The organism is Enterobacter sp. RHBSTW-00175, from assembly GCF_013927005.1.
GTDB lineage: Bacteria > Pseudomonadota > Gammaproteobacteria > Enterobacterales > Enterobacteriaceae > Enterobacter.
This window is the reverse complement of record NZ_CP055930.1, coordinates 1,188,445-1,208,598: the sequence shown is the minus strand read 5'-3', so window position 1 is coordinate 1,208,598 and position 20,154 is coordinate 1,188,445. Positions and strand designations below refer to the sequence as shown.

At 55.0% G+C, this 20,154-nt stretch carries 19 protein-coding genes and 1 tRNA gene; 12 read left to right on the top strand and 8 right to left on the bottom strand.

Annotated features, from left to right (window positions below; translation table 11 throughout):
• Window positions 1–57: 57 nt before the first annotated feature.
• Window positions 58–133 (bottom strand) — tRNA-Phe (locus tag HV107_RS05675).
• 95 nt (window positions 134–228) lie between these two features.
• On the bottom strand, window positions 229–942 hold the full coding sequence (locus tag HV107_RS05670) for a DUF554 domain-containing protein (RefSeq protein WP_182062396.1): 714 nt from the start codon (window positions 940–942) through the stop codon (window positions 229–231).
• A gap of 399 nt (window positions 943–1,341) precedes the next feature.
• Here HV107_RS05670 and HV107_RS05665 point away from each other — a divergent pair, with 399 nt between their 5' ends.
• Window positions 1,342–3,477 carry an ornithine decarboxylase gene (locus HV107_RS05665; protein ID WP_182062395.1) on the top strand — a complete coding sequence of 712 codons (2,136 nt, stop codon included), beginning with the start codon at window positions 1,342–1,344 and terminating at the stop codon, window positions 3,475–3,477.
• A 57-nt stretch (window positions 3,478–3,534) separates the two neighbouring features.
• Here HV107_RS05665 and HV107_RS05660 read toward each other — a convergent pair whose 3' ends face one another.
• Window positions 3,535–4,227 (bottom strand): response regulator, encoded by a 693-nt coding sequence (locus tag HV107_RS05660; protein WP_182062394.1) that lies wholly within the window; start codon window positions 4,225–4,227, stop codon window positions 3,535–3,537.
• Window positions 4,217–5,854 (bottom strand): sensor histidine kinase, encoded by a 1,638-nt coding sequence (locus HV107_RS05655; protein ID WP_182062393.1) that lies wholly within the window; start codon window positions 5,852–5,854, stop codon window positions 4,217–4,219. Before HV107_RS05655 ends, HV107_RS05660 begins: the two co-directional genes overlap by 11 nt.
• 345 nt (window positions 5,855–6,199) lie before the next feature.
• Between HV107_RS05655 and HV107_RS05650 the strand changes: the two genes are divergently transcribed.
• From HV107_RS05650 to citG, 8 genes are read left to right on the top strand one after another with little or no spacing between them, the layout of a single operon-like run.
• The gene (locus HV107_RS05650) at window positions 6,200–7,561 is read left to right on the top strand and encodes a 2-hydroxycarboxylate transporter family protein (RefSeq protein WP_182062392.1); all 1,362 of its coding nucleotides are present in this window, start codon (window positions 6,200–6,202) and stop codon (window positions 7,559–7,561) included.
• 17 nt (window positions 7,562–7,578) lie between these two features.
• Window positions 7,579–8,442: a fumarylacetoacetate hydrolase family protein gene (locus HV107_RS05645; protein ID WP_182062391.1), complete on the top strand. Its 864-nt coding sequence runs from the start codon at window positions 7,579–7,581 to the stop codon at window positions 8,440–8,442.
• A 13-nt stretch (window positions 8,443–8,455) separates the two neighbouring features.
• Complete coding sequence (gene citC, locus HV107_RS05640) at window positions 8,456–9,481, top strand: [citrate (pro-3S)-lyase] ligase (protein WP_182062390.1); 1,026 nt, start codon at window positions 8,456–8,458, stop codon at window positions 9,479–9,481.
• A gap of 16 nt (window positions 9,482–9,497) precedes the next feature.
• On the top strand, window positions 9,498–9,791 hold the full coding sequence (gene citD, locus HV107_RS05635) for a citrate lyase acyl carrier protein (RefSeq protein ID WP_182062389.1): 294 nt from the start codon (window positions 9,498–9,500) through the stop codon (window positions 9,789–9,791).
• Complete coding sequence (gene citE, locus HV107_RS05630; RefSeq protein ID WP_182062388.1) at window positions 9,788–10,663, top strand: citrate (pro-3S)-lyase subunit beta; 876 nt, start codon at window positions 9,788–9,790, stop codon at window positions 10,661–10,663. The genes citD and citE overlap by 4 nt, the downstream gene beginning before the upstream one ends.
• A gap of 10 nt (window positions 10,664–10,673) precedes the next feature.
• Window positions 10,674–12,191 carry a citrate lyase subunit alpha gene (gene citF / locus HV107_RS05625; protein ID WP_182062387.1) on the top strand — a complete coding sequence of 506 codons (1,518 nt, stop codon included), beginning with the start codon at window positions 10,674–10,676 and terminating at the stop codon, window positions 12,189–12,191.
• Window positions 12,192–12,193: 2 nt separating this feature from the next.
• Window positions 12,194–12,733 carry a citrate lyase holo-[acyl-carrier protein] synthase gene (gene citX / locus HV107_RS05620; RefSeq protein WP_182062386.1) on the top strand — a complete coding sequence of 180 codons (540 nt, stop codon included), beginning with the start codon at window positions 12,194–12,196 and terminating at the stop codon, window positions 12,731–12,733.
• On the top strand, window positions 12,711–13,514 hold the full coding sequence (gene citG, locus HV107_RS05615; protein WP_182062385.1) for a triphosphoribosyl-dephospho-CoA synthase CitG: 804 nt from the start codon (window positions 12,711–12,713) through the stop codon (window positions 13,512–13,514). Before citX ends, citG begins: the two co-directional genes overlap by 23 nt.
• A 90-nt stretch (window positions 13,515–13,604) precedes the next feature.
• Here the strand turns inward: citG and HV107_RS05610 are convergent, their stop codons facing one another.
• Window positions 13,605–14,861 (bottom strand): nucleoside permease, encoded by a 1,257-nt coding sequence (locus tag HV107_RS05610; protein WP_182062384.1) that lies wholly within the window; start codon window positions 14,859–14,861, stop codon window positions 13,605–13,607.
• 279 nt (window positions 14,862–15,140) lie between these two features.
• Here HV107_RS05610 and HV107_RS05605 point away from each other — a divergent pair, with 279 nt between their 5' ends.
• Window positions 15,141–16,295, top strand: coding sequence for an IS481 family transposase (locus HV107_RS05605; RefSeq protein WP_182059485.1), 1,155 nt, complete (start codon window positions 15,141–15,143; stop codon window positions 16,293–16,295).
• Between the two features lie 77 nt (window positions 16,296–16,372).
• Here the strand turns inward: HV107_RS05605 and mltC are convergent, their stop codons facing one another.
• The 3 genes from mltC to mutY form a co-directional block, all read right to left on the bottom strand.
• Window positions 16,373–17,449 carry a membrane-bound lytic murein transglycosylase MltC gene (mltC, locus tag HV107_RS05600; RefSeq protein WP_182063463.1) on the bottom strand — a complete coding sequence of 359 codons (1,077 nt, stop codon included), beginning with the start codon at window positions 17,447–17,449 and terminating at the stop codon, window positions 16,373–16,375.
• Between the two features lie 125 nt (window positions 17,450–17,574).
• Entirely contained in the window at window positions 17,575–17,847 is a 273-nt protein-coding gene (locus HV107_RS05595) for an oxidative damage protection protein (RefSeq protein WP_182062383.1), read from the bottom strand.
• Window positions 17,848–17,873: 26 nt separating this feature from the next.
• Entirely contained in the window at window positions 17,874–18,926 is a 1,053-nt protein-coding gene (gene mutY, locus HV107_RS05590) for an A/G-specific adenine glycosylase (RefSeq protein ID WP_182062382.1), read from the bottom strand.
• 144 nt (window positions 18,927–19,070) lie between these two features.
• Between mutY and trmB the strand changes: the two genes are divergently transcribed.
• Together trmB and HV107_RS05580 are read left to right on the top strand one after the other, a co-directional pair.
• The gene (gene trmB, locus HV107_RS05585; protein ID WP_182062381.1) at window positions 19,071–19,790 is read left to right on the top strand and encodes a tRNA (guanosine(46)-N7)-methyltransferase TrmB; all 720 of its coding nucleotides are present in this window, start codon (window positions 19,071–19,073) and stop codon (window positions 19,788–19,790) included.
• Window positions 19,790–20,116, top strand: coding sequence for a YggL family protein (locus HV107_RS05580; RefSeq protein WP_182062380.1), 327 nt, complete (start codon window positions 19,790–19,792; stop codon window positions 20,114–20,116). Before trmB ends, HV107_RS05580 begins: the two co-directional genes overlap by 1 nt.
• The last annotated feature ends 38 nt before the right edge of the window (window positions 20,117–20,154 follow it).

Sequence of the window (20,154 nt, the reverse complement as noted above, 5' to 3'; positions counted from 1 at the left end):
AACAAGTTGTTGACTCAAAAAGCAAAAACCCCCGCCGAAGCGAGGGTTATAAATGAGTGGTGCCCGGACTCGGAATCGAACCAAGGACACGGGGATTTTCAATCCCCTGCTCTACCGACTGAGCTATCCGGGCAACGGGGCGCATTAAACCCGATCCACATTCTGGCGTCAACGAAATTTGTTGTTTTCGTTACAGACTGCACACTCTCTCGCCAGTTTGTGGCCATCTCAGGCGAAAAAGTGTGTCCAGAGCGCAGAAAGCGGCATTGCTATCAGCAGGGCAGGCAGCATATTTACTACTGCGAACATCTTAATCCCGCAGATGCGCAACCCGGTTGCCAGCAGCAGCAAACCGCCCACGGCGGTAAAATCTGCCATCATTGCCGGAGTGGTCAGCGGCAGGATAAGCGTCGCGCAGGTTGCCAGCGCCAGCTGGATAAGCAGCATCGGCACGCAAATCGCGGCTACCGCTATGCCAAGCGTGGTGGCAAAAATAGTGGCGGTAAATAAATCCAGAAAGGCTTTAGCAATCAATATACTGGGGTCACCTGTCATCCCTTCCTGCATCGAGCCGAATATCCCCGTGCCGCTGGCGCAAAACAGAATAATGATGGCGACATAGTTTTGAATAAACGACTCGTGATTGCCGTGCTTCGCTTTGCCCGGGCGCGTAATCAGGCTCTTCGCTTTACTTACCGCGTTGTTGATCCCTTTTTCCAGATAGCAAAACTCGCCAATTAGCGCGCCGAGCAGGGTCGCGAGCACCATCACCGGCAGGTTGGCACATTTAATGACCAGCAGGATACCGATACCTAACGATGCAAGGCCGAAAATAGAAGGCATGGAGGAGCGAATACGCTCCGGTAACCGCTGGCTTAATACGGCGCCAAGTACACCGCCCAGTAAGACGGCACCTGCATTAATAAAAGGACCGATAACCACAGTAAGCTCCTGTTATTTAATCATTGATATTGCATTATTATTGCACGGACTCGGTGTTAAAGGCTTAGCTTTGGATGATTAAGTGCATAATGATTCCTTCTTGCACCCTAAAATAAAAGGTGACATGATTGCGCGAATTTTCTCCTCTTCTGATACGGAGCCGCCAATGTTGACACTGCTTACCGCTGCGCGAATGCCTGTCCGTATCACGCTATTCTACTCTTGTCTCACCGTGCGGTGAGGGTAACGCTGGCTCACTGCAGGACAACAGTAAAACCAGACGCGTTCTGATTTTACTGATGTCTGGCGGTCGGAGCTGATTCCGATCAGACACATTCGTTGGGCAGGGTATTTACCCTGTCCGGGGCCTTTTCTCCCCTGAAACGGGTATTTGTGCTTATGAAATCAATGAAAATTGCCGTCAGCCGCGAGCTGGTGTCCACCGTGTCTACTCACCGCGAAAAGGTGACGCTGGACAATACCGATTTTACCGACGTGGCGGCAGTCGTCATTACGGTCGCTGATAGTTGCAGCGGCATCCTTGCGTTACTGAAGCGTACCGGCTTCCACTTACCGGTGTTTATGTTCTCACAAGAGCCAACGGATGTTCCTGAGGGCGTGACGGCAGTTATCGCCGGTAAAGCGCAGGAGTTTCTGGAACTGGAAACGGCTGCCTGCCGTTATGAAGAGGATCTGCTGCCGCCGTTTTTTGACACCCTGAGTCAGTATGTGGCGATGGGGAACAGCACGTTTGCCTGCCCTGGGCATCAGCATGGCGCGTTTTTCAAAAAACACCCTGCGGGACGGCAGTTCTATGATTTCTTCGGTGAGAATGTGTTTCGCGCCGATATGTGCAATGCCGATGTGAAACTCGGCGATCTGTTAATTCACGAAGGTTCTGCCAAGCACGCGCAAAAGTTCGCGGCGAAAGTCTTTAATGCGGATAAAACCTACTTCGTGCTCAACGGAACATCTGCCGCCAACAAGGTGGTCACCAACGCGCTGCTGACCCGTGGCGACCTGGTGCTGTTCGATCGCAATAACCATAAGTCCAACCACCACGGTGCGCTGATCCAGGCCGGCGCTACGCCGGTGTATCTCGAAGCAGCGCGTAACCCGTTCGGCTTTATTGGCGGTATTGATGAGCACTGCTTTGATGATGGATATCTGCGGGAGTTGATCCGCGAGGCTGCGCCGGAAAAGGCCGACGAGGCACGGCCGTTCCGGCTGGCAATCATTCAGCTTGGCACCTACGACGGCACTATCTATAACGCCCGTCAGGTAATCGACAAGATAGGCCATCTGTGTGACTACATCCTGTTTGATTCCGCCTGGGTAGGTTATGAGCAATTTATCCCGATGATGGCGGAAACATCTCCGCTGTTGCTGGAACTCAACGAGAACGATCCGGGTATTTTCGTGACCCAGTCTGTGCACAAGCAGCAGGCCGGGTTCTCGCAAACCTCGCAGATCCATAAAAAAGACAACCATATTCGTGGCCAGGCGCGTTTCTGCCCGCACAAGCGGCTTAACAACGCGTTCATGCTGCACGCCTCGACCAGCCCGTTTTATCCGCTGTTCGCGGCGCTTGATGTGAATGCAAAAATTCATGAAGGCGAAAGTGGCCGCAGGCTCTGGGCGGAGTGCGTGGAGCTGGGCATTGAGGCGCGTAAGGCGATCATTGCGAACTGCCATATGATCAAACCCTTTATTCCACCCGTGGTGGCAGGGCGTCCGTGGCAGGATCACCCGACATCGACCATCGCCAGCGAGCGTCGTTTCTTCAGCTTTGAGCCAGGCGCGAAATGGCATGGGTTTGAAGGCTATGCCCGCGAGCAATATTTTGTCGATCCCTGCAAGCTGCTGCTGACCACCCCAGGTATTGACGCGGAAACCGGTCACTACACTGAGTTTGGCATCCCGGCGACCATCCTCGCGCACTACCTGCGTGAAAATGGCATCGTACCGGAGAAATGCGATCTGAACTCGATCCTGTTCCTGCTAACCCCTGCTGAAAGCAGCGAGAAGATGGCGCAGCTGGTGGCGATGCTGGGGCAGTTTGAGCAGCACATTGAAGATGACACCCCGCTTGCCGACGTGCTGCCGACCATTTATCAGAAATACCCGGTGCGCTATCGGGACTACACCCTGCGTCAGTTGTGCCAGGAGATGCACGATCTGTACGTCAGTTTTAACGTGAAAGATCTGCAAAAGGCGATGTTCCGCAAAGAGAGCCTGCCTGCGGTGGTGATGAACCCACAGGATGCTAACCAGGAGTACATTCGCGGTAACGTCGAACTGGTGCGTATTCGTGATGCCGAAGGGCGCATTGCTGCTGAAGGGGCGCTGCCGTACCCGCCGGGTGTGCTGTGCGTGGTGCCTGGCGAAATCTGGGGTGGGGCGGTGCAGCGTTACTTCCTGGCGCTGGAAGAGGGCGTTAACCTGTTACCGGGCTTCTCGCCGGAGTTGCAGGGCGTTTACAGCGAAAAAGACGCCGACGGGATCCAGCGGCTTTATGGGTATGTATTGAAGTAAACCTCTGCCCGAACGAACGCCGGGTGGCGCTAACGCTTACCCGGCCAACAAAAACATTCAGACCTCTGCCCGCCTGTACATTCTGCGCGGATGCCCAATCTTCCCGTACAGCATTTCCACACTCAAAAAACCTGCCTCCACGCAGTGCTCCAGATAGCGCCGGGTTGTCGTTTTACTCAACCCCGTTTCGGTCACTACCTCGTCAACGGAAAAATAGTGGGCTGATTTCTGGTTAAACAGGGTTTGCACCAGCGCCAGCGTGTTCTCTTCAATGCCTTTACTGCCATTATCCTGGCGATAGTTTTTGGCCTGGAGCTGGTACAGCGAATCAACGTTTTGTTGATCGACAATCTTCCAGACCCGCTGTTGTTCGGCGAACTGCACAAAGCGTTCAAGCGACTGGCTGAGCCTTTTCCAGGACACGGGTTTCAGAATGTAATCAAACGCGCCGTTGCGAATGGCCTGGCTGCACGTGTCCATGTCGCTTGCGGCCGTGATGAAAATCACCGAGCAGTTAGCGCAGGTCAGCATCGGGTTGCTGATAAGCGTGATCCCTTTGCCATCGGGAAGGTAGTTGTCCAGCAGCATCAGCTGCGGCTGTTTGCTTTCGAGCTGCACTTGCGCGTCTGCCAGGGACGATGCAATACCCACCAGGCGCAGTCGCGGGTGTTTGCTGATAAGCTCGGCGTGGAGCTGTGCCAGCGCGCGCTCGTCTTCAACAATCAGTACGTCGATAAGTTCATGTTGCATAATCGGTATCTTCCAGTTCCTGAACGGAACGCCGGGCGGCTCCCGTGGCGGGAATAAACAGTGAGAAAATTGCGCCACGCGGCATGTTATCGGCAACTTCTATCGAGCCGCCAGCCTGCGTGACATAGCTTTCAATCAGGTACAGGCCAATACCATGATCGCCGCGTGTTTTGGTGGTGATGCCGCGCTCAAAAATCCTGTCGCGGATCTCCGGTTTGATGCCCACGCCCTGATCGGCAACTTCAACGATCAGTTCCTGTTCGTTCAGTTTGATCAACACCTCCACCGGTGCGTGCGGCAGTTCAGAGCGTTGCGTCGCTTCGATGGCGTTATCCAGCAAATTACCAATGATTGAGATCAGCTCGGCTTCATGCAGGGGCTGGAACACGGTGTCCATCCGACAGGCCGGATCGAAATTCAGCTCGACCCCTTTTTCACGTGCGCGGGCTGTTTTACCCAGCAGCAGGCCGCACAGCGTGGGCGAGCTAAAGCGGGACGAAATAAAGTCCAGTAGCTCCTGAGCGTGCTCCGATTGTGCCTGAATATAGCCAATGGCTTCTTCATAACGGCCCATATGCAGCAGGCCAGAGAGCGTGGTCATGCGGTTAAGTTGCTCATGACGCATAATGCGCAGGTTATCGACATAGCGTTTTACCTGGCTGAGCTGGGCGCTCAGGGTATCTATCTCATTGCGATCGCGGAAGGTGATAACCCATCCCTGAAGCGAATTTTCCAGCATGATGCGGACCCGGCTGGCAATCACCGTGAGATCGTTAAAGCGGCAGATCTCATCGTGGGTGTCTTTCGCCAGCATGGTTTGTGGGGCAAAGAAAGGGACAGGTTCGATAACCTGGCTAATCAGCTGGCCGCGCAACTCCCGGGCGGGCTGGCTTAACCCCAGCAGCTTTCTGGCCGCCTGGTTGATCACTTCAATGCGCAGGTTATCATCGATGGCGATCACCCCTTCATAAATGGACTCCATCATCGCTTTTTGCTGGCGCACCAGCAGGCCGATTTCGCGTGGCTCCAGGGAGAAGATCTGCTTCTTTATACTGCGGGTGAAAAACCACGAGAAGATAAACAGGGCGATGAGCAGTAGCACCGCTGCAATTAAAATATTGACGACCTTATTCACGGTAATGGTGTCGAGATAGCTGGTGAGATACCCCACCGAAACAATCCCCACCACCTGCCCGGCATCGTTAAAAATGGGCGCTTTGCTGCGCAGAGAAATGCCCAACCCGCCTTTGCGAATGGTCGTGGTGCTTTTTCCCAGCAGCACTTCTTCGTTATCACCGCCGACAAGCGTTGTACCGACCCGGTCAGCAAACACGGAATGGAACAGATGCTGCCCTTTGTTATCGCCAATCACAATAAAACTGGCATCACTGTGGATGGCTATTTTTTGCATAAAGTCATGGATTGACTTGATATCTTTTTGTTCGACTTCATTACGCAAAGTCGGAATAAGCGCAATCTCTTCAGCTTGTATTTTAGCGCGTGTACTCATTTCCTGATAAAGCTGCCTGCCAACATCGACATAATAATATCCTCCCAGTAACGTAAACAGCACTGAGAAAAAGGCTACCAGCGAAATAAACAGCTTGATCTGAAACGATACTTTCATAACTATCACGCAGGGTATCAATGAGAGGCGCCAATATATCATCTTTTCTCGCGCCAGCCCCCGGTTTGCCGAAAACTTGTGATCCCTTGCACAGCACGGCCTGTAAAAGATTTATCTGAAAGGTTTATCGCCCTGAAATGAAATTCAGAAATGTTATTTGTTTGTTCAATTTAGAAAAGAAACCATAAAAACCACGGCCATTAATAAGGCATAAATCACACTAAATAAAAGAAACCATTAAAACCATAGTTGCCATTAAAACTTCGGTTTTAATATGCCATTCCTCACATAAAGTAAGCCTTTGTGACTTTAAGCTGAACGCACAAAATAACCAAGGGGCTTATTATGAGCACAACTGACGACTCTTTCTCTGTTACCCACGACCCGATTGATATTCAGCGGCCATCGCTCAAGGAGCGCTGGTGGCATATTATGGATACCTGGAAAGTCGGGATTATTCCTCTGCCACTGTTTATCCTGGCGGGCGCGCTGATTGCCATTGACTGTCTGGGCGGCAAACTGCCAAGCGACATCGTGGTGATGGTGGCGACGCTGGCGTTCTTCGGCTTTGCCTGCGGTGAGTTTGGCAAACGCCTGCCGATTATCGGCAAGCTGGGCGCGGCGGCGATTTGCGCCACCTTTATCCCGTCTGCGCTGGTCTATTATGGCCTGCTGCCGGACGTGGTGGTCGAATCCACAACCAAGTTCTACAAATCCACCAATATTCTCTATCTCTACATCTGCTGCATTATCGTCGGCAGCATCATGAGCATGAACCGTACGGTGCTGATTCAGGGCTTCCTGCGCATCTTCTTCCCGATGCTGTGCGGTGAAATCGTCGGCATGATTGTCGGAATGGGCGTTGGCCTGGCGCTGGGTCTTGAGCCCTTCCAGATCTTCTTCTTCATTATTCTGCCGATCATGGCGGGCGGTGTAGGCGAAGGGGCCATTCCACTCTCAATTGGTTATGCCACCTTGCTGCATATGGACCAGGGCGTTGCGCTCGGCCGCGTGCTGCCGATGGTGATGCTTGGCGGTCTGACGGCAATCATTATCTCTGGCTGCCTGAACCAGCTCGGTAAACGCTACCCGCATCTGACCGGTGAAGGCCAGCTGATGCCAAACCGCGCCAATGCCGATGCAACTGCCACTCAGCCTGCGTTCTCTGGCAAAGCCGATGTCACCACGATTGCCTCTGGCGCACTGCTGGCGGTACTGCTCTATATGCTCGGGATGCTTGGCCACAAGCTGATTGGCCTGCCTGCACCGGTTGGCATGTTGTTTATGGCGGTGCTGGTGAAGCTCTGCAACGGCGCATCCCCGCGTCTGCTTGAGGGCTCGCAGGTGGTGTACAAATTCTTCCAGACCTCTGTGACCTATCCAATCCTCTTTGCTGTCGGTGTGGCTATCACCCCGTGGCACGAACTGGTGGCTGCGTTCACCATCAGCAACCTGCTGGTGATTGTGAGCACCGTCTCTGCGCTGGTCGCGACCGGGTTCTTCGTCGGTAAAAAGATTGGGATGCACCCAATTGATGTCGCCATCGTCTCTTGCTGCCAGAGCGGCCAGGGCGGTACCGGTGACGTGGCGATCCTGACCGCAGGCAACCGCATGAGCCTGATGCCATTCGCCCAGATAGCCACCCGTATTGGCGGCGCGATTAACGTCTCCGTCTCACTGCTGATACTGGGCAACTTCCTCGTTTAAGTTTTCAGGAAAGAACAATGAAACTCGCAAGCTTTTTATACCAGGGTAAACGCAGCTACGGCATCGTGCAGGCCGAAGGTGTGATTGATTTAGGTCGCCGTCTGGGCGACCGCTACAGCGACCTTAAAGCGCTGTTGCAGGGGAACGGGCTGGCACAGGCCACCCGTTATCTCAACGATGCCGTGGATGTGCCGATGAGCGCCATCACCTTTTTACCGGTGATTGAGCAGCCGGAAAAAATCCTCTGCGTGGGCATGAACTATGCCGACAAGCGCAAGGAGTTTGACCAGCACAACCCGGCACCCACGCTGTTTGTCCGCTTCCCGGATTCCCAGACTGGCCACAACGAGCCGGTGCTGAAACCGCGCCACTCCAGCGAGTTCGATTATGAAGGCGAGCTGGCGGTGATTATCGGTAAAGGCGGGGAGAACATCAGCCGCGACGACGCTCTGCGCCACGTGGCCGGTTACAGCTGCTACATGGACGGTTCAGCCCGCGACTGGCAGCACACCTGGTTTACCGCCGGGAAGAACTGGCGTCAGACCGGGGCGTTCGGTCCGTGGATGGCTACCGCAGATGAAATCCCGGACCCGCACCAGTTAGCGATCCGCACCTGGCTGAATGGCCGCATGGTGCAGGAAGACAACACCAGCAGCATGATCCACAAGGTGGCGGAACTGATCGAGTACATCACCACCTTCACCCGCTTAAGCCCTGGCGATGTGATCATCACCGGCTCCCCGGGTGGCGTAGGTAAAAAGCGTAACCCACCGCTGTTTATGAAAGAGGGGGATCGCATTGAGGTGGAGATCGAACATATCGGCCATCTGAGTAACGTGATCATGGAAGCGCCGGCAACCACGCTTGCGGCAGCACATTAAGTAAGGCGGCAGTATGCAATCGCAACCCACTATCGATTTTCGTCTGACAGACGTGGCGAAACACCCGGAACGCTTAAGCCAGATCCGTTATTTACTGGCAGACAGCGGTCTTGGCCTGGACAACGACATTACGCTGTTCGTTGAGGCCTGGGTCGGAATGCAGCTGGTGGGTTGCGCAGGCCTTGCCGGTAACGTCATCAAATGCGTGGCGGTAAACGAGCAGCTTCGGGGCGAGAACTTGAGCGCGCGGTTACTGGCAGAGGTGGAAAACGCTGCGCTGGCGCGTGGGCACTTTCATCTCTTTCTGTGCACGCGTCCGTGCAATAAAGAGCGCTTTTCCCGCAGCGGCTTCTGGCCCATTGCCCAGAGCGGTAACAACGCCGTGTTGATGGAGAACACGCCGCAGGGCATTGAGCGTTACTGCCGTACGCTTAGCGCTAAGCGCAAGTGTGGCGAGAAAGTGGGGGCGATTGTGATGAACGCCAATCCGTTCACCCTTGGGCACCGTCATCTGGTGGAGCAGGCCGCGCAGCAGTGCGATGTGCTGCATCTGTTTGTAGTGCGTGAAGACGCATCGTTCTTCCCGTTCAGCGCACGCCTGGAGATGGTGAGCGCAGGTGTGGCACATCTGCCAAACGTGGTTGTGCATGAAGGTTCACAGTACATCATTTCCCGCGCGACCTTCCCGGCCTATTTCCTGAAAGATACCGGCAAAGTGCAGCAAGCATGGAGTGAAATCGATGTGTTGATCTTCCGGGATCACATCGCGCCGGCCCTGGGGATCACCCACCGTTTTATCGGCTCAGAGCCATTTTGCGATATCACCCGTCAGTACAACCAGACGCTGCACGCGCTGCTTTCCTCACGCATCGACGTAGTGGAAATGCCGCGCATAAAGGCCACCGGCAACGCCATTTCAGCCTCGGAAGTTCGCCGTTTACTCAAGACACAGCAGTTTACCCGGATCCGGGAGATTGTCCCGGAATCCACTTTCGCGCATCTCGAAGCGCACTACAGTGCGCGCGCGGAAGTCGCATAACTATCAGGAATTTATCATGAAAATTGTAAGGGAGGCGCTGGCCGGAACGCAGGAGTCCAGCGACCTGATGGTGAAAATCGCTCCCGCTCACGGCGAGCTGGAGATTGTCATCCACAGTGAAGTGATCAAGCAGTTTGGCGAGCAGATCCGCCAGGTCGTCGATGAGACATTACGCGCGATGAACGTGCAGCAGGGATTGATCATCGTTGAAGATAAAGGGGCGCTGGACTGTGTGATCCGCGCCCGTCTGCAAAGCGCGATTCTGCGCGCCGCAGAAGAACAGACCATCAACTGGGGGGCGCTGAAATGAGCAAACTCCGCCGCAGTATGCTGTTCCTGCCGGGGGCGAACGCCGCCATGCTCTCAACGGCGTTTATCTACCGTCCCGACTCCATCATGTTCGACCTTGAAGACGCGGTGGCGCTGCGCGAGAAAGACACCGCGCGCCTGCTGGTCTTCCACGCGTTACAGCACCCGATGTATCAGGATATCGAAACCGTGGTGCGTATTAACCCACTGAGCACGCCGTTTGGCTTGCTGGATCTGGAAGCCGCCGTGCGTGCCGGTGTGGACGTGATCCGTCTGCCGAAAACCGATACGCCTGACGATATTGCTGAACTGGAAGGCCACCTGGAGCGCATCGAGCGCGAATGCGGGCGTGAAGTGGGTTCTACCCGTGTGATGGCGGCCATTGAATCGGCTATTGGCGTCATTAATGCCGTGGCGATTGCCCGCAGCTCCCCGCGTTTAATCGGTATCGCGCTGGCGGCCTTTGACTACGTGATGGACATGCAAACCGAGCGCGGTGACGGCACCGAGCTGTTCTACGCCCGTTGTGCCGTGCTGCACGCGGCGCGCGCCGCAGGCATCGACGCCTTTGATGTGGTGTGGTCAGACGTAAACGACGAAGCCGGGTTCCTGCGTGAAGTGGAACTGATCCGCAAGATGGGCTTCAACGGCAAATCGCTGATTAACCCGCGCCAGATCGACCTGCTACACAACGCCTATGCGCCAACTCAGCAGGAAGTGGATCACGCCAGACGGGTGATTGAAGCAGCAGAAGAGGGCGAGCGTAACGGCCTGGGCGTGGTATCGCTCAACGGCAAAATGGTCGATGCCCCGATTATCAACCACGCGCAGATGGTGCTGGAACGCGCGGCGGCCTCCGGCGTGCGTCGTTAAGGATTTCAAAATGAATCAGACAGAACTTCTCCATGTGAATTTTCCCCATCTGCGGGCGTTAACACCTTTCGATACGGCCCACAGCGCGACGCCGTGGCTGAACAGCCCGGAAGAGAAGCATAATCGTAAGCTGTGCGCATCTGTTGAAGAGGCGGTGTTACGCAGCGGCTTGCAGGACGGCATGACCATTTCGTTTCACCATGCGTTTCGTGAAGGCGACCGGGTAATCAACTCCGTGGTGGCGCTGCTGGCGAAGATGGGCTTCAAAAACCTGACCCTGGCCTCCAGCTCGCTGATGACCTGCAACGATGCGCTGATTGAACATATCCAAAGCGGCGTGATCAGCCGTATTTACACCTCCGGGATGCGCGGCAAGCTGGCAGATGCCATCTCTCACGGGCTGATGGATGAGCCGGTGCAGATCCACTCCCACGGCGGACGGGTCAAATTATTGCAGGACGGGGAGCTGAATATTGACGTTGCGTTCCTCGGCGTGCCGTGCAGCGATGAATTTGGTAACGCCAACGGCACGCACGGGAAATCGAGCTGCGGCTCGCTGGGATATGCCATGGTAGACGCCCACTTTGCCCGCAAGGTGGTGCTGTTGACCGAAGAGCTGGTGCCATTCCCTAATATGCCCGCCAGCCTGGTGCAGGATCAGGTGGACTACATCGTGCAGGTCGAGAGCGTGGGTGATCCGGCCAAAATCAGCGTTGGTGCCGCGCGTGTAACCAGCAACCCGCGCGAGTTGATGATTGCCCGCTACGCGGCAGATGTGATTGAACACTCCGGCTATTTCAAACCGGGCTTCTCCATGCAGACCGGCTCTGGCGCGGCAGCCACCGCGTGCACGCGCTTTATGGAAGAAAAGATGGAGCGCAGCGGGGTGAAAGCACGCTTTGCACTCGGCGGCATAACCGGCAGCCTGGTGGATCTGCACGAAAAAGGGCTGATTGAAAAGCTGCTCGATACCCAGTGCTTTGACGGGCAGGCGGCGGCATCGCTGGCGCGCAACCCGAATCACGTGGAGATCTCCACCAACGTCTACGCCAACCCGGGCAGCAAAGCCGCATGTTGCGACCAGCTCGACGTCGTTATCCTTAGCGCCCTGGAAATTGACGTCGATTTTAACGTTAACGTGATCACCGGCTCCGACGGGGTAATGCGCGGGGCATCTGGCGGGCACTGCGATGTTGCCGCGGCAGCGAACCTGACGATTGTGGTAGCGCCGCTGTTGCGTAGCCGTATTCCGACGGTGGTGAAGCGTGTTACCACTCGTCTGACGCCGGGAGAGAGCATCGATGTGTTAGTCACTGACCACGGCATTGCGGTCAACCCGGCGCGCCCGGAGATCCGCGAGCGTCTGCTTGAGGCCGGGCTGAAAATCGTCGATATCGATGCGTTATACGAGCGGGCTATCTCGCTAACGGGCGTGCCAAAAGCGATTGAATTTACCGATAAAATTGTGGGCGTGATCCGCTACCGCGACGGCAGTGTGATCGACACCGTAAGACAGGTGAAGGAGTAATCATGACGACAGCGACACCCGTGCAGGCGGGTGTCAGCCTGGAAGCGTTGCTGGCGGCGAAAGAGCGCCGCGCAGCACGCCAGGCTGACTGGCTTGCGCACTATCAACAACCGGTGATTTCTCTTACCCTGGTCACGCCGGGTGAAATCAAAGACAGCCTGCGTTATCGCAATACGATGGGTGTGGCACTACAGATGTGCGATCAGCTGCTGTGGGAGAACCGTTGGCAGGTGCTTGACCGCCAGGTTTTATGGCTGCCGACAGGGCCAGAGGCGCTATGGTGCGTGGCCCATCAGGCGGCGGAAATGAAAGCCCACTGCGCAGAGCTGGAACAGACGCATCCACTCGGCAGGCTCTGGGATCTGGATGTGATTTGCCCCCATAACGGCCATGTTGGCCGGGTATCATTAGGCGCGAATCTGCGTCGTTGCCTGATTTGTGACGAACCCGCCCACGCCTGTTCCCGTTCGCGAAATCATCCTGTTGAACAGGTGACGGCTCGCGTGGAGAAGATGATTGATGACTGGTTTGCTCGCGACTAAACCGCGTCAGTGGGATGTGCCCGGACTTGCGGAAGAGGCGCTCTGGCAGGAGCTGGAGCTGACGCCAAAACCGGGTCTAGTGGATAAGCTTAATAATGGTTCCCACCGCGATATGGACCATGCCCTGTTTGCCCGCAGCATTGCGGCAATTTCGCCGTGGTTTACGCGCTTTGCCGCGCTGGGCGATGCCCATGCAGATAAGCCTGTGACAGAACAGTTGCGCCTTATCCGCCCGATGGGCATAGCCTGTGAACAGGCCATGTATATGGCAACGGACGGAGTGAACACTCACAAAGGTGGGATTTTTGCCCTCGGCTTGCTCTGTTTTGCCTCCGGGAGGGTGCAAAAAGTGAGCGCAGAGAGCCTGTGCTGTGAGGTGAGTAACATCTGCCGTGGGCTGGTGACGCGTGAGCTGGCAGGGCGCAGCGGGCAGGCAACGGCGGGCGAGCGGCAGTTTCAGCAGTATGGTCTAACCGGCGCACGCGGTGAGGCGGAAAGCGGTTTTTCGACGGTACGCAACGCGCTGGCGAAGTGGAGCGGGCGTTCGCTTCATGAATTACTGTTATGCCTGATGGCGGTTAATCAGGACAGTAACCTGGTGTCGCGCGGCGGTATCGATGGGCTGCGCTACGTGCAGGGCTATGCGCGTGAACTGCTGGCGAATGGCTGGGATCATGATGCGCTGCTTAAGATGGATAACGCATTGATTGAACGGAACCTGAGCCCGGGAGGCAGTGCGGATTTGCTGTCGGTGGGATGGGTGCTTTCTGAAATAAAATAGCCGGGTGGCGCTAACGCTTACCCGGCTATCTTTCTGTGCTTTTGTAGGCCCGGTAAGGCGTAGCCGCCACCGGGCACAACACGCCAAAGATCAATGCGCGATTGGCTGCGCACCGTTCGGAACGCGAACGTGTTTGTACTTGAACAGCGCGATAAACGCGAAGAACAGTACCAGCGAGTACGCGGCGAAGATGAGCCACACTGGCTGCCAGTTAGTGATGCCGTTGGTGGTGTACATCTCAACCACTTTACCGCTCACCACACCGCCCAGAATACAGCCGAAGCCGTTGGTCATCATCAGGAACATACCCTGAGCACTGGCGCGGATTTCAGGCTTCACTTCTTTTTCCACAAATACGGAACCCGAAATGTTGAAGAAGTCGAAGGCGCAGCCGTAAACAATCATCGACAGAACCAGCAGCACGGTGCCGAACGGGCTTGGGTCGCCGTAAGCGAACAGGCCGAAGCGCAACATCCAGGCAGCGATACTGATAAGCATCACGTTCTTGATGCCGTAGCGGCTCAGGAAGAACGGGATGGTCAGGATGAACAGCGTCTCAGAGATCTGAGAGATAGACATCATGACGGACGCGTGTTCAACGATAAAGCTACCGGAGAACAGCGGGTTGTTATCGAAGCTGTGCAGGAAGGTGTTGCCGAACATGTTGGTGATTTGCAGTTCTGCACCCAGCAGCATGGAGAAGATAAAGAAAATCGCCATGCGTTTGTTTTTGAACAGCGCAAATGCATCCAGGCCCAGCATGGTGCTCCAGCTCTGGTTTTTCTGCTGGTTAGATACCGGAATGTGCGGCAGCGTCAGGGTGAAGATCGCCAGCACAACAGACAGCGCAGCACCGATATAGAGCTGCATATGGCTCAGTTCGAAGCCCGCGAAGCTCACGCCCCACATCGCCATGATAAAGCCGATAGTGCCCCAGATACGGATTGGCGGGAAGTCAGTCACAATATCCATACCGTTTGATTTCAGGCGGTAGTAGGAGATGGTGTTGATAAGGCCAAGCGTTGGCATATAGGCCAGCGAGTTAAGCAGGATAATCATGAACATCGCGCCAGGCGTGGTGACTTCGGCTGCCATAAACAGCGTCCCCGCACCCACCAGATGACACAGCATGTATAACCATTTTGCGCTTAACCATTTATCCGCCACGATACCCAGCAGCGTTGGCATGAAGACAGCCGCAATACCGAGCGAGCTGTATACGGCACCGATAGACGCACCATCGAACTTGAGCGTCACAAACATATAGGAGCCGAGTGTAGTCAGCCAGCTACCCCACAGGCAGAACTGCAGAAACGACAAGATTTTAAGCTGCAGCTTAAGGTTCATGTTACTTTCCTCACAAGTGAGCGGGAGATATGTTGTTATAGAAACATTCAGGGTTGGTATTTGATGCAATTCTATCAGCAGGCAACAATTTGTTTTGTTACCTCCCGCAAAAAAATGCAATCCACATTAATTTGCAGTTTGGATTGTGATGCAAATAACATTTTCGTATGGGTGGGATCTTTTTACCCTCTCCCCTTGGGGGTGTACGGTCCGGGGACATAGTGAACACTTGTTCGGGGACATGGTAGACACTTACAACTAAGGCATAAGAACCCGTTTATGGAGTCGCTTATGTCCTGGGATGCGAGAGATACCATGTCATTACGTACCGAGTTTGTTTTGTTCGCCTCGCAGGACGGGGCGAACATCCGTTCCCTCTGCCGTCGCTTCGGCATTTCACCTGCCACCGGCTATAAGTGGCTTCGCCGCTGGGCGGAGGAAGGGGCCTCCGGCCTTCAGGACCGCCCGCGCATACCGCACCATTCCCCGAACCGCTCATCTGACGACATCACTGCCCTGCTGCGTATGGCGCATGACCGCCATGAACGCTGGGGCGCACGCAAGATAAAGCGCTGGCTGGAAGACCAGGGGCACACCATGCCCGCCTTCAGCACCGTCCATAACCTCATGGCCCGTCACGGTCTGCTGCCGGGCACTTCACCGGGCATTCCCGCCACGGGACGGTTCGAACATGACGCGCCGAACCGCCTCTGGCAGATGGATTTTAAGGGCCACTTTCCCTTTGGAGGCGGCCGCTGCCATCCGCTCACCCTGCTGGACGACCACTCCCGATTTTCCCTGTGCCTGGCGCACTGTACCGATGAACGGCGCGAGACCGTGCAGCAGCAGCTGGTCAGCGTGTTTGAGCGCTACGGCCTGCCGGACCGGATGACGATGGACAACGGTTCTCCGTGGGGAGACACCACCGGCACCTGGACGGCGCTGGAGCTGTGGCTGATGCGTCTGGGTATCCGGGTGGGGCACTCCCGGCCGTATCATCCGCAGACGCAGGGTAAGCTGGAGCGTTTTCACCGGAGCCTGAAGGCAGAAGTGCTGCAGGGGAAGTGGTTCGCGAGCGGGGGCGAACTGCAGCGCGCCTTCGACCACTGGCGGACAGTCTATAACCTTGAACGCCCGCATGAGGCGCTGGATATGGCGGTACCGGGGTCGCGGTATAAGCCGTCAGAGCGGCAGTACAGCGGCAACACCACGCCCCCGGAATACGACGAGGGCGTGATGGTCAGGAAAGTGGATATCAGCGGAAAGCTGAGCGTGAAAGGGGTAAGTCTGAGCGCAGGCAAGGCGTTCAGGGGAGAACGGGTCGGGCTGAAGGAGATGCAGGAAGACGGCAGCTACGAGGTGTGGTGGTACAGCACGAAAGTGGGGGTGATCGACCTGAAGAAAAAGTCGATCACCATGGGTAAAGGATGTTAAAAAGTGTTCACCATGTCCCCGAACACCTGTCTACCATGTCCCCGGAACGTACAGGGGGAGAGGGCAGGGTGAGGGGACTAACGGCGACGGTAGTTCTTCTGCGCCGTATTGACCTTATACAGATAACGACGGGATTCCGCAGACGGGTGGCGGGAGGTCAGCGTCGAATAGACATCTCCCGGCGCCATGCTGTTGATGATGTTCGCGGCCTGCACTTTGTCATTTGAGAAGACGCGCAGTACGCTGCCTGCACCTCCGTTATACGCGGTGATGACCGCATAGCGACGTGAGGTTGGGTTATCAATTCCGCCAAGATAGACATTGCTCAGCATCGCCAGATAAGCCGTGCCGGTATCAATGTTGCTTTGCGGATCGAACAGGTAGTTACGACTTGGCGTCCCCGATTTCCCCTGCGAGCGGAAAACGTCTTTCCCGGCGCTGTGCTGGACAACCTGCATCAGGCCCAACGCATCAGAACGGCTTACGGCGTAAGGGTTAAAGGAAGACTCGGTCTGCATAATCGCGAGAATCAATGACTCATCCACACCGTATTTCCGCGACGCCTGACGCACCATGCCCACGTATTTATGTGCACGTTTATCAAGGTGGTTTGGCACCAGATTGATGGTCACGCTGTAAATAATACGCAGCCCGTTAGTCCGGCTCTTCAGACGCGTTTGCAACAGGTAGTCGGCGAATTTCGTGGCGCGGCCTTCCCAGCGAATCGCCTGACCGGTCTGATCGACAACCTGACCGTACAGGAACGGTTCTTTGGAGATAGTAATGTCGTCAGCATCGGAGTAGAGGTCAATAGAGCCCGGATCGTCGCCCATCAGCAGAGTTTTGATGATGGCCTGGCGCAGGTGCGCGGCAGGTTCGGTGCCTGCGATAGTCTCGACCGTGATCGTACCGTCATCAAAATTGATGTGGCTACGGGTCTGATAAGCGTCGGTGTACTTAACGTAGTCCTTAGGGCCAGCGATAAGAACTTCGTTAAATCCCCAAATGTTTTCGATGTTATGGGCAAATTGCCCCATCAAAATGTCAAAACCGTTGGTGTCCTTTACCCAGGCTTCGTTGTAATCATCGCCTTTTTTAGACGAACAAGACACAAGCAACGGCGCAATAAGAGCTAGCGCTAAAATTTTTTTCATCATTCCGGGAGTGCGTGTTGTGTTTGCTTAGTCGTTGCTTTCGCCGGTTGGCGCTGCGCTTACCCGGCCTACGAAACCGTAGGCCCGGGTAAGCGAAGCGCCGCCGGGTACCAGCCCGCAGAATATTATTTTTCCGGTGGCGTATAGCCTTCGATGTGCACGTCTTTACCTTCGAACAGGAAGTTCACCATTTCTTGTTCCAGCAGCTTGCGGTGTTCCGGGTTCATCATGCTGAGTTTTTTCTCGTTAATCAGCATGGTTTGCTTTTTCTGCCACTGTCCCCAGGCTTCTTTGGAGATTTCGTTATAGATGCGCTTTCCTATTTCACCTGGATAGAGCTGAAAGTCTTGTCCTTCAGCGTCGCGCTGTAAAAAAGTGCAAAAAATGGTTCTGGCCATACTCATTCCTCTTTATCTAGCCGATGCTAAACCATTGCACCGGCACGTAATTGCTGTAACAGACGCTCTACGGGAGCCGCGAGCCCGACTGATGGCGGTTGCGCTAAGTTATACCAGAGAGCCGGACCTTCATCCATGCACGAGGCAAATGAGGACACGGGAAGCCACATTGGCACAATATCCAGATGGAAATGGCTGAAGGTGTGGCGAAACGCGGTCTGTTGCATGAGGTTATCGGCAGCAATCCCGCGCTGCTTAAGCCATTCCCGCAGCGATGCTTCATCTTCAAATTGTGGGAAGCAGTATAGACCACCCCACAGGCCGCTTGGCGGGCGCTGGGCGAGAAATACATCATCGCCCTGCTGCATCAGCAACATGTAGCCAGTGCGCTCTGGAAGCGTCTGTTTCGGTTTTTTGCCCGGGTACTGCGCCCAGCTGTTGTTGGCATAGGCCACGCAAATATTATTCACCGGACAGAGTTCGCACTTAGGTCGGGAACGGGTACATACCATCGCACCCAGATCCATCATCGCCTGATTAAAACGTTCCACACCTTTAGCGGGCGTGACCACTTCACTGATTTCCCACAGACGTTTCTCAACGTCTTTCTTGCCAGGCCAGCCGCCCACCGCGTAAGAACGTGCGAGCACGCGTTTGACGTTGCCGTCGAGGATTGGGAAATGTTTACCTAATGACAAAGAGAGGATCGCGCCTGCGGTTGAGCGCCCAACGCCAGGTAAATCAGCAACCTCTTCAAAGGTTTCAGGGAATTTGCCATGATGGCGAGTGGCAACCTGCTGTGCTGCTTTGTGCAGATTACGCGCACGGGCGTAATAGCCAAGCCCCGTCCACAGGTGCAGTACCTCGTCCAGCGGGGCATTCGCCAGGTCGGTCACCGTAGGGAAGCGTGCCATAAAACGCTCAAAATAAGGAATAACCGTGGCGACCTGCGTTTGTTGCAACATCACTTCGGAGAGCCATACTTTGTAAGGCGTTTTTTCAATTTGCCAGGGCAGGGTTTTACGCCCGTATTTGTCGTACCAGTCCAGCACCTGGGCTGAAAATTGAGAGGCTTGCATGGTTATCGATTCACATAATCAGGGACGCAGATTGCAGCACAGCGTCAATCTGCTGTAAACCGGATCTTTCCCATGCTTGCATAGAAGCCTTAACTTTGGATAATGCCCGTTTCACGAACATTCTCACAAGCAGACAACTCTTTTATGAAAAACGACGTCATTTCACCGGAATTTGATGAAAACGGCCGCCCACTGCGCCGTATTCGCAGCTTTGTCCGCCGTCAGGGCCGCCTGACCAAAGGGCAGCAACATGCGCTGGATAACTACTGGCCGGTGATGGGCGTTGAGTTCAGTGAACAGCCTGTTGATTTCGCCGAACTGTTTGGCCGTGAAACACCGGTTACGCTTGAGATTGGTTTTGGCATGGGTACGTCGCTTGTGACCATGGCCAAAGCGCGCCCGGAGCAGAGTTTCCTCGGTATTGAAGTTCACTCGCCGGGTGTGGGTGCATGTCTGGCCACCGCCCATGAAGAGGGCGTAGAAAACCTGCGCGTGATGTGTCACGACGCGGTAGAAGTGCTGCACAAAATGATTCCTGACAATTCTTTGAACATGGTTCAGCTCTTTTTCCCTGACCCGTGGCACAAAGCACGTCATAATAAACGCCGTATCGTTCAGGCGCAGTTTGCTGAGCTTGTAAAAAGCAAACTTAAACTGGGCGGCGTCTTCCACATGGCGACCGACTGGGAACCTTATGCGGAACATATGCTGGAAGTGATGTCGTCTCTGGACGGGTATAAAAACCAGTCTGAGAGCAACGACTATGTACCGCGCCCGGATTCACGTCCGGTGACGAAATTTGAACAGCGTGGCCATCGTCTTGGTCACGGTGTATGGGACTTAATGTTCGAGAGGGTAAAATAATGGCAAAGAACCGTAGCCGTCGTCTGCGTAAAAAAATGCACATCGAGGAATTCCAGGAAGTGGGTTTCTCTATCGCATGGCGTTTCCCGGAAGGTACAAGCGTAGAGCAAATTGATCAGGACGTTGATGCCTTCATTAGCGACGTGATTGAACCCAACAAGCTGGCGTTTGACGGCAGTGGTTACCTGTCATGGGAAGGCCTGATTTGCCTGCAAGAAGTGGGTAAATGCACTGAAGAACATCAGGCAGCAGTACGTAAATGGCTTGAAGACCGCAAATTTGAAGACGTGCGTATCAGCGAACTTTTCGATATTTGGTGGGACTAAGTAAGCATCAAGGGGCCAGCATTAGCTGGCCCATTTTG

Bases quoted from the DNA above. Each gene is read 5' to 3' on its own strand.
- citC (WP_182062390.1), top strand. From the start codon at position 8,456: ATGCAATCGCAACCCACTATCGATTTTCGTCTGACAGACGTGGCGAAA.
- HV107_RS05610 (WP_182062384.1), bottom strand. From the start codon at position 14,861: ATGAACCTTAAGCTGCAGCTTAAAATCTTGTCGTTTCTGCAGTTCTGC.
- HV107_RS05605 (WP_182059485.1), top strand. From the start codon at position 15,141: ATGGAGTCGCTTATGTCCTGGGATGCGAGAGATACCATGTCATTACGT.
- citD (WP_182062389.1), top strand. From the start codon at position 9,498: ATGAAAATTGTAAGGGAGGCGCTGGCCGGAACGCAGGAGTCCAGCGAC.
- mltC (WP_182063463.1), bottom strand. From the start codon at position 17,449: ATGAAAAAAATTTTAGCGCTAGCTCTTATTGCGCCGTTGCTTGTGTCT.
- HV107_RS05665 (WP_182062395.1), top strand. From the start codon at position 1,342: ATGAAATCAATGAAAATTGCCGTCAGCCGCGAGCTGGTGTCCACCGTG.
- HV107_RS05645 (WP_182062391.1), top strand. From the start codon at position 7,579: ATGAAACTCGCAAGCTTTTTATACCAGGGTAAACGCAGCTACGGCATC.
- trmB (WP_182062381.1), top strand. From the start codon at position 19,071: ATGAAAAACGACGTCATTTCACCGGAATTTGATGAAAACGGCCGCCCA.
- HV107_RS05655 (WP_182062393.1), bottom strand. From the start codon at position 5,854: ATGAAAGTATCGTTTCAGATCAAGCTGTTTATTTCGCTGGTAGCCTTT.
- HV107_RS05595 (WP_182062383.1), bottom strand. From the start codon at position 17,847: ATGGCCAGAACCATTTTTTGCACTTTTTTACAGCGCGACGCTGAAGGA.
- citE (WP_182062388.1), top strand. From the start codon at position 9,788: ATGAGCAAACTCCGCCGCAGTATGCTGTTCCTGCCGGGGGCGAACGCC.
- citF (WP_182062387.1), top strand. From the start codon at position 10,674: ATGAATCAGACAGAACTTCTCCATGTGAATTTTCCCCATCTGCGGGCG.
- citG (WP_182062385.1), top strand. From the start codon at position 12,711: ATGACTGGTTTGCTCGCGACTAAACCGCGTCAGTGGGATGTGCCCGGA.
- HV107_RS05660 (WP_182062394.1), bottom strand. From the start codon at position 4,227: ATGCAACATGAACTTATCGACGTACTGATTGTTGAAGACGAGCGCGCG.
- citX (WP_182062386.1), top strand. From the start codon at position 12,194: ATGACGACAGCGACACCCGTGCAGGCGGGTGTCAGCCTGGAAGCGTTG.
- mutY (WP_182062382.1), bottom strand. From the start codon at position 18,926: ATGCAAGCCTCTCAATTTTCAGCCCAGGTGCTGGACTGGTACGACAAA.
- HV107_RS05580 (WP_182062380.1), top strand. From the start codon at position 19,790: ATGGCAAAGAACCGTAGCCGTCGTCTGCGTAAAAAAATGCACATCGAG.
- HV107_RS05650 (WP_182062392.1), top strand. From the start codon at position 6,200: ATGAGCACAACTGACGACTCTTTCTCTGTTACCCACGACCCGATTGAT.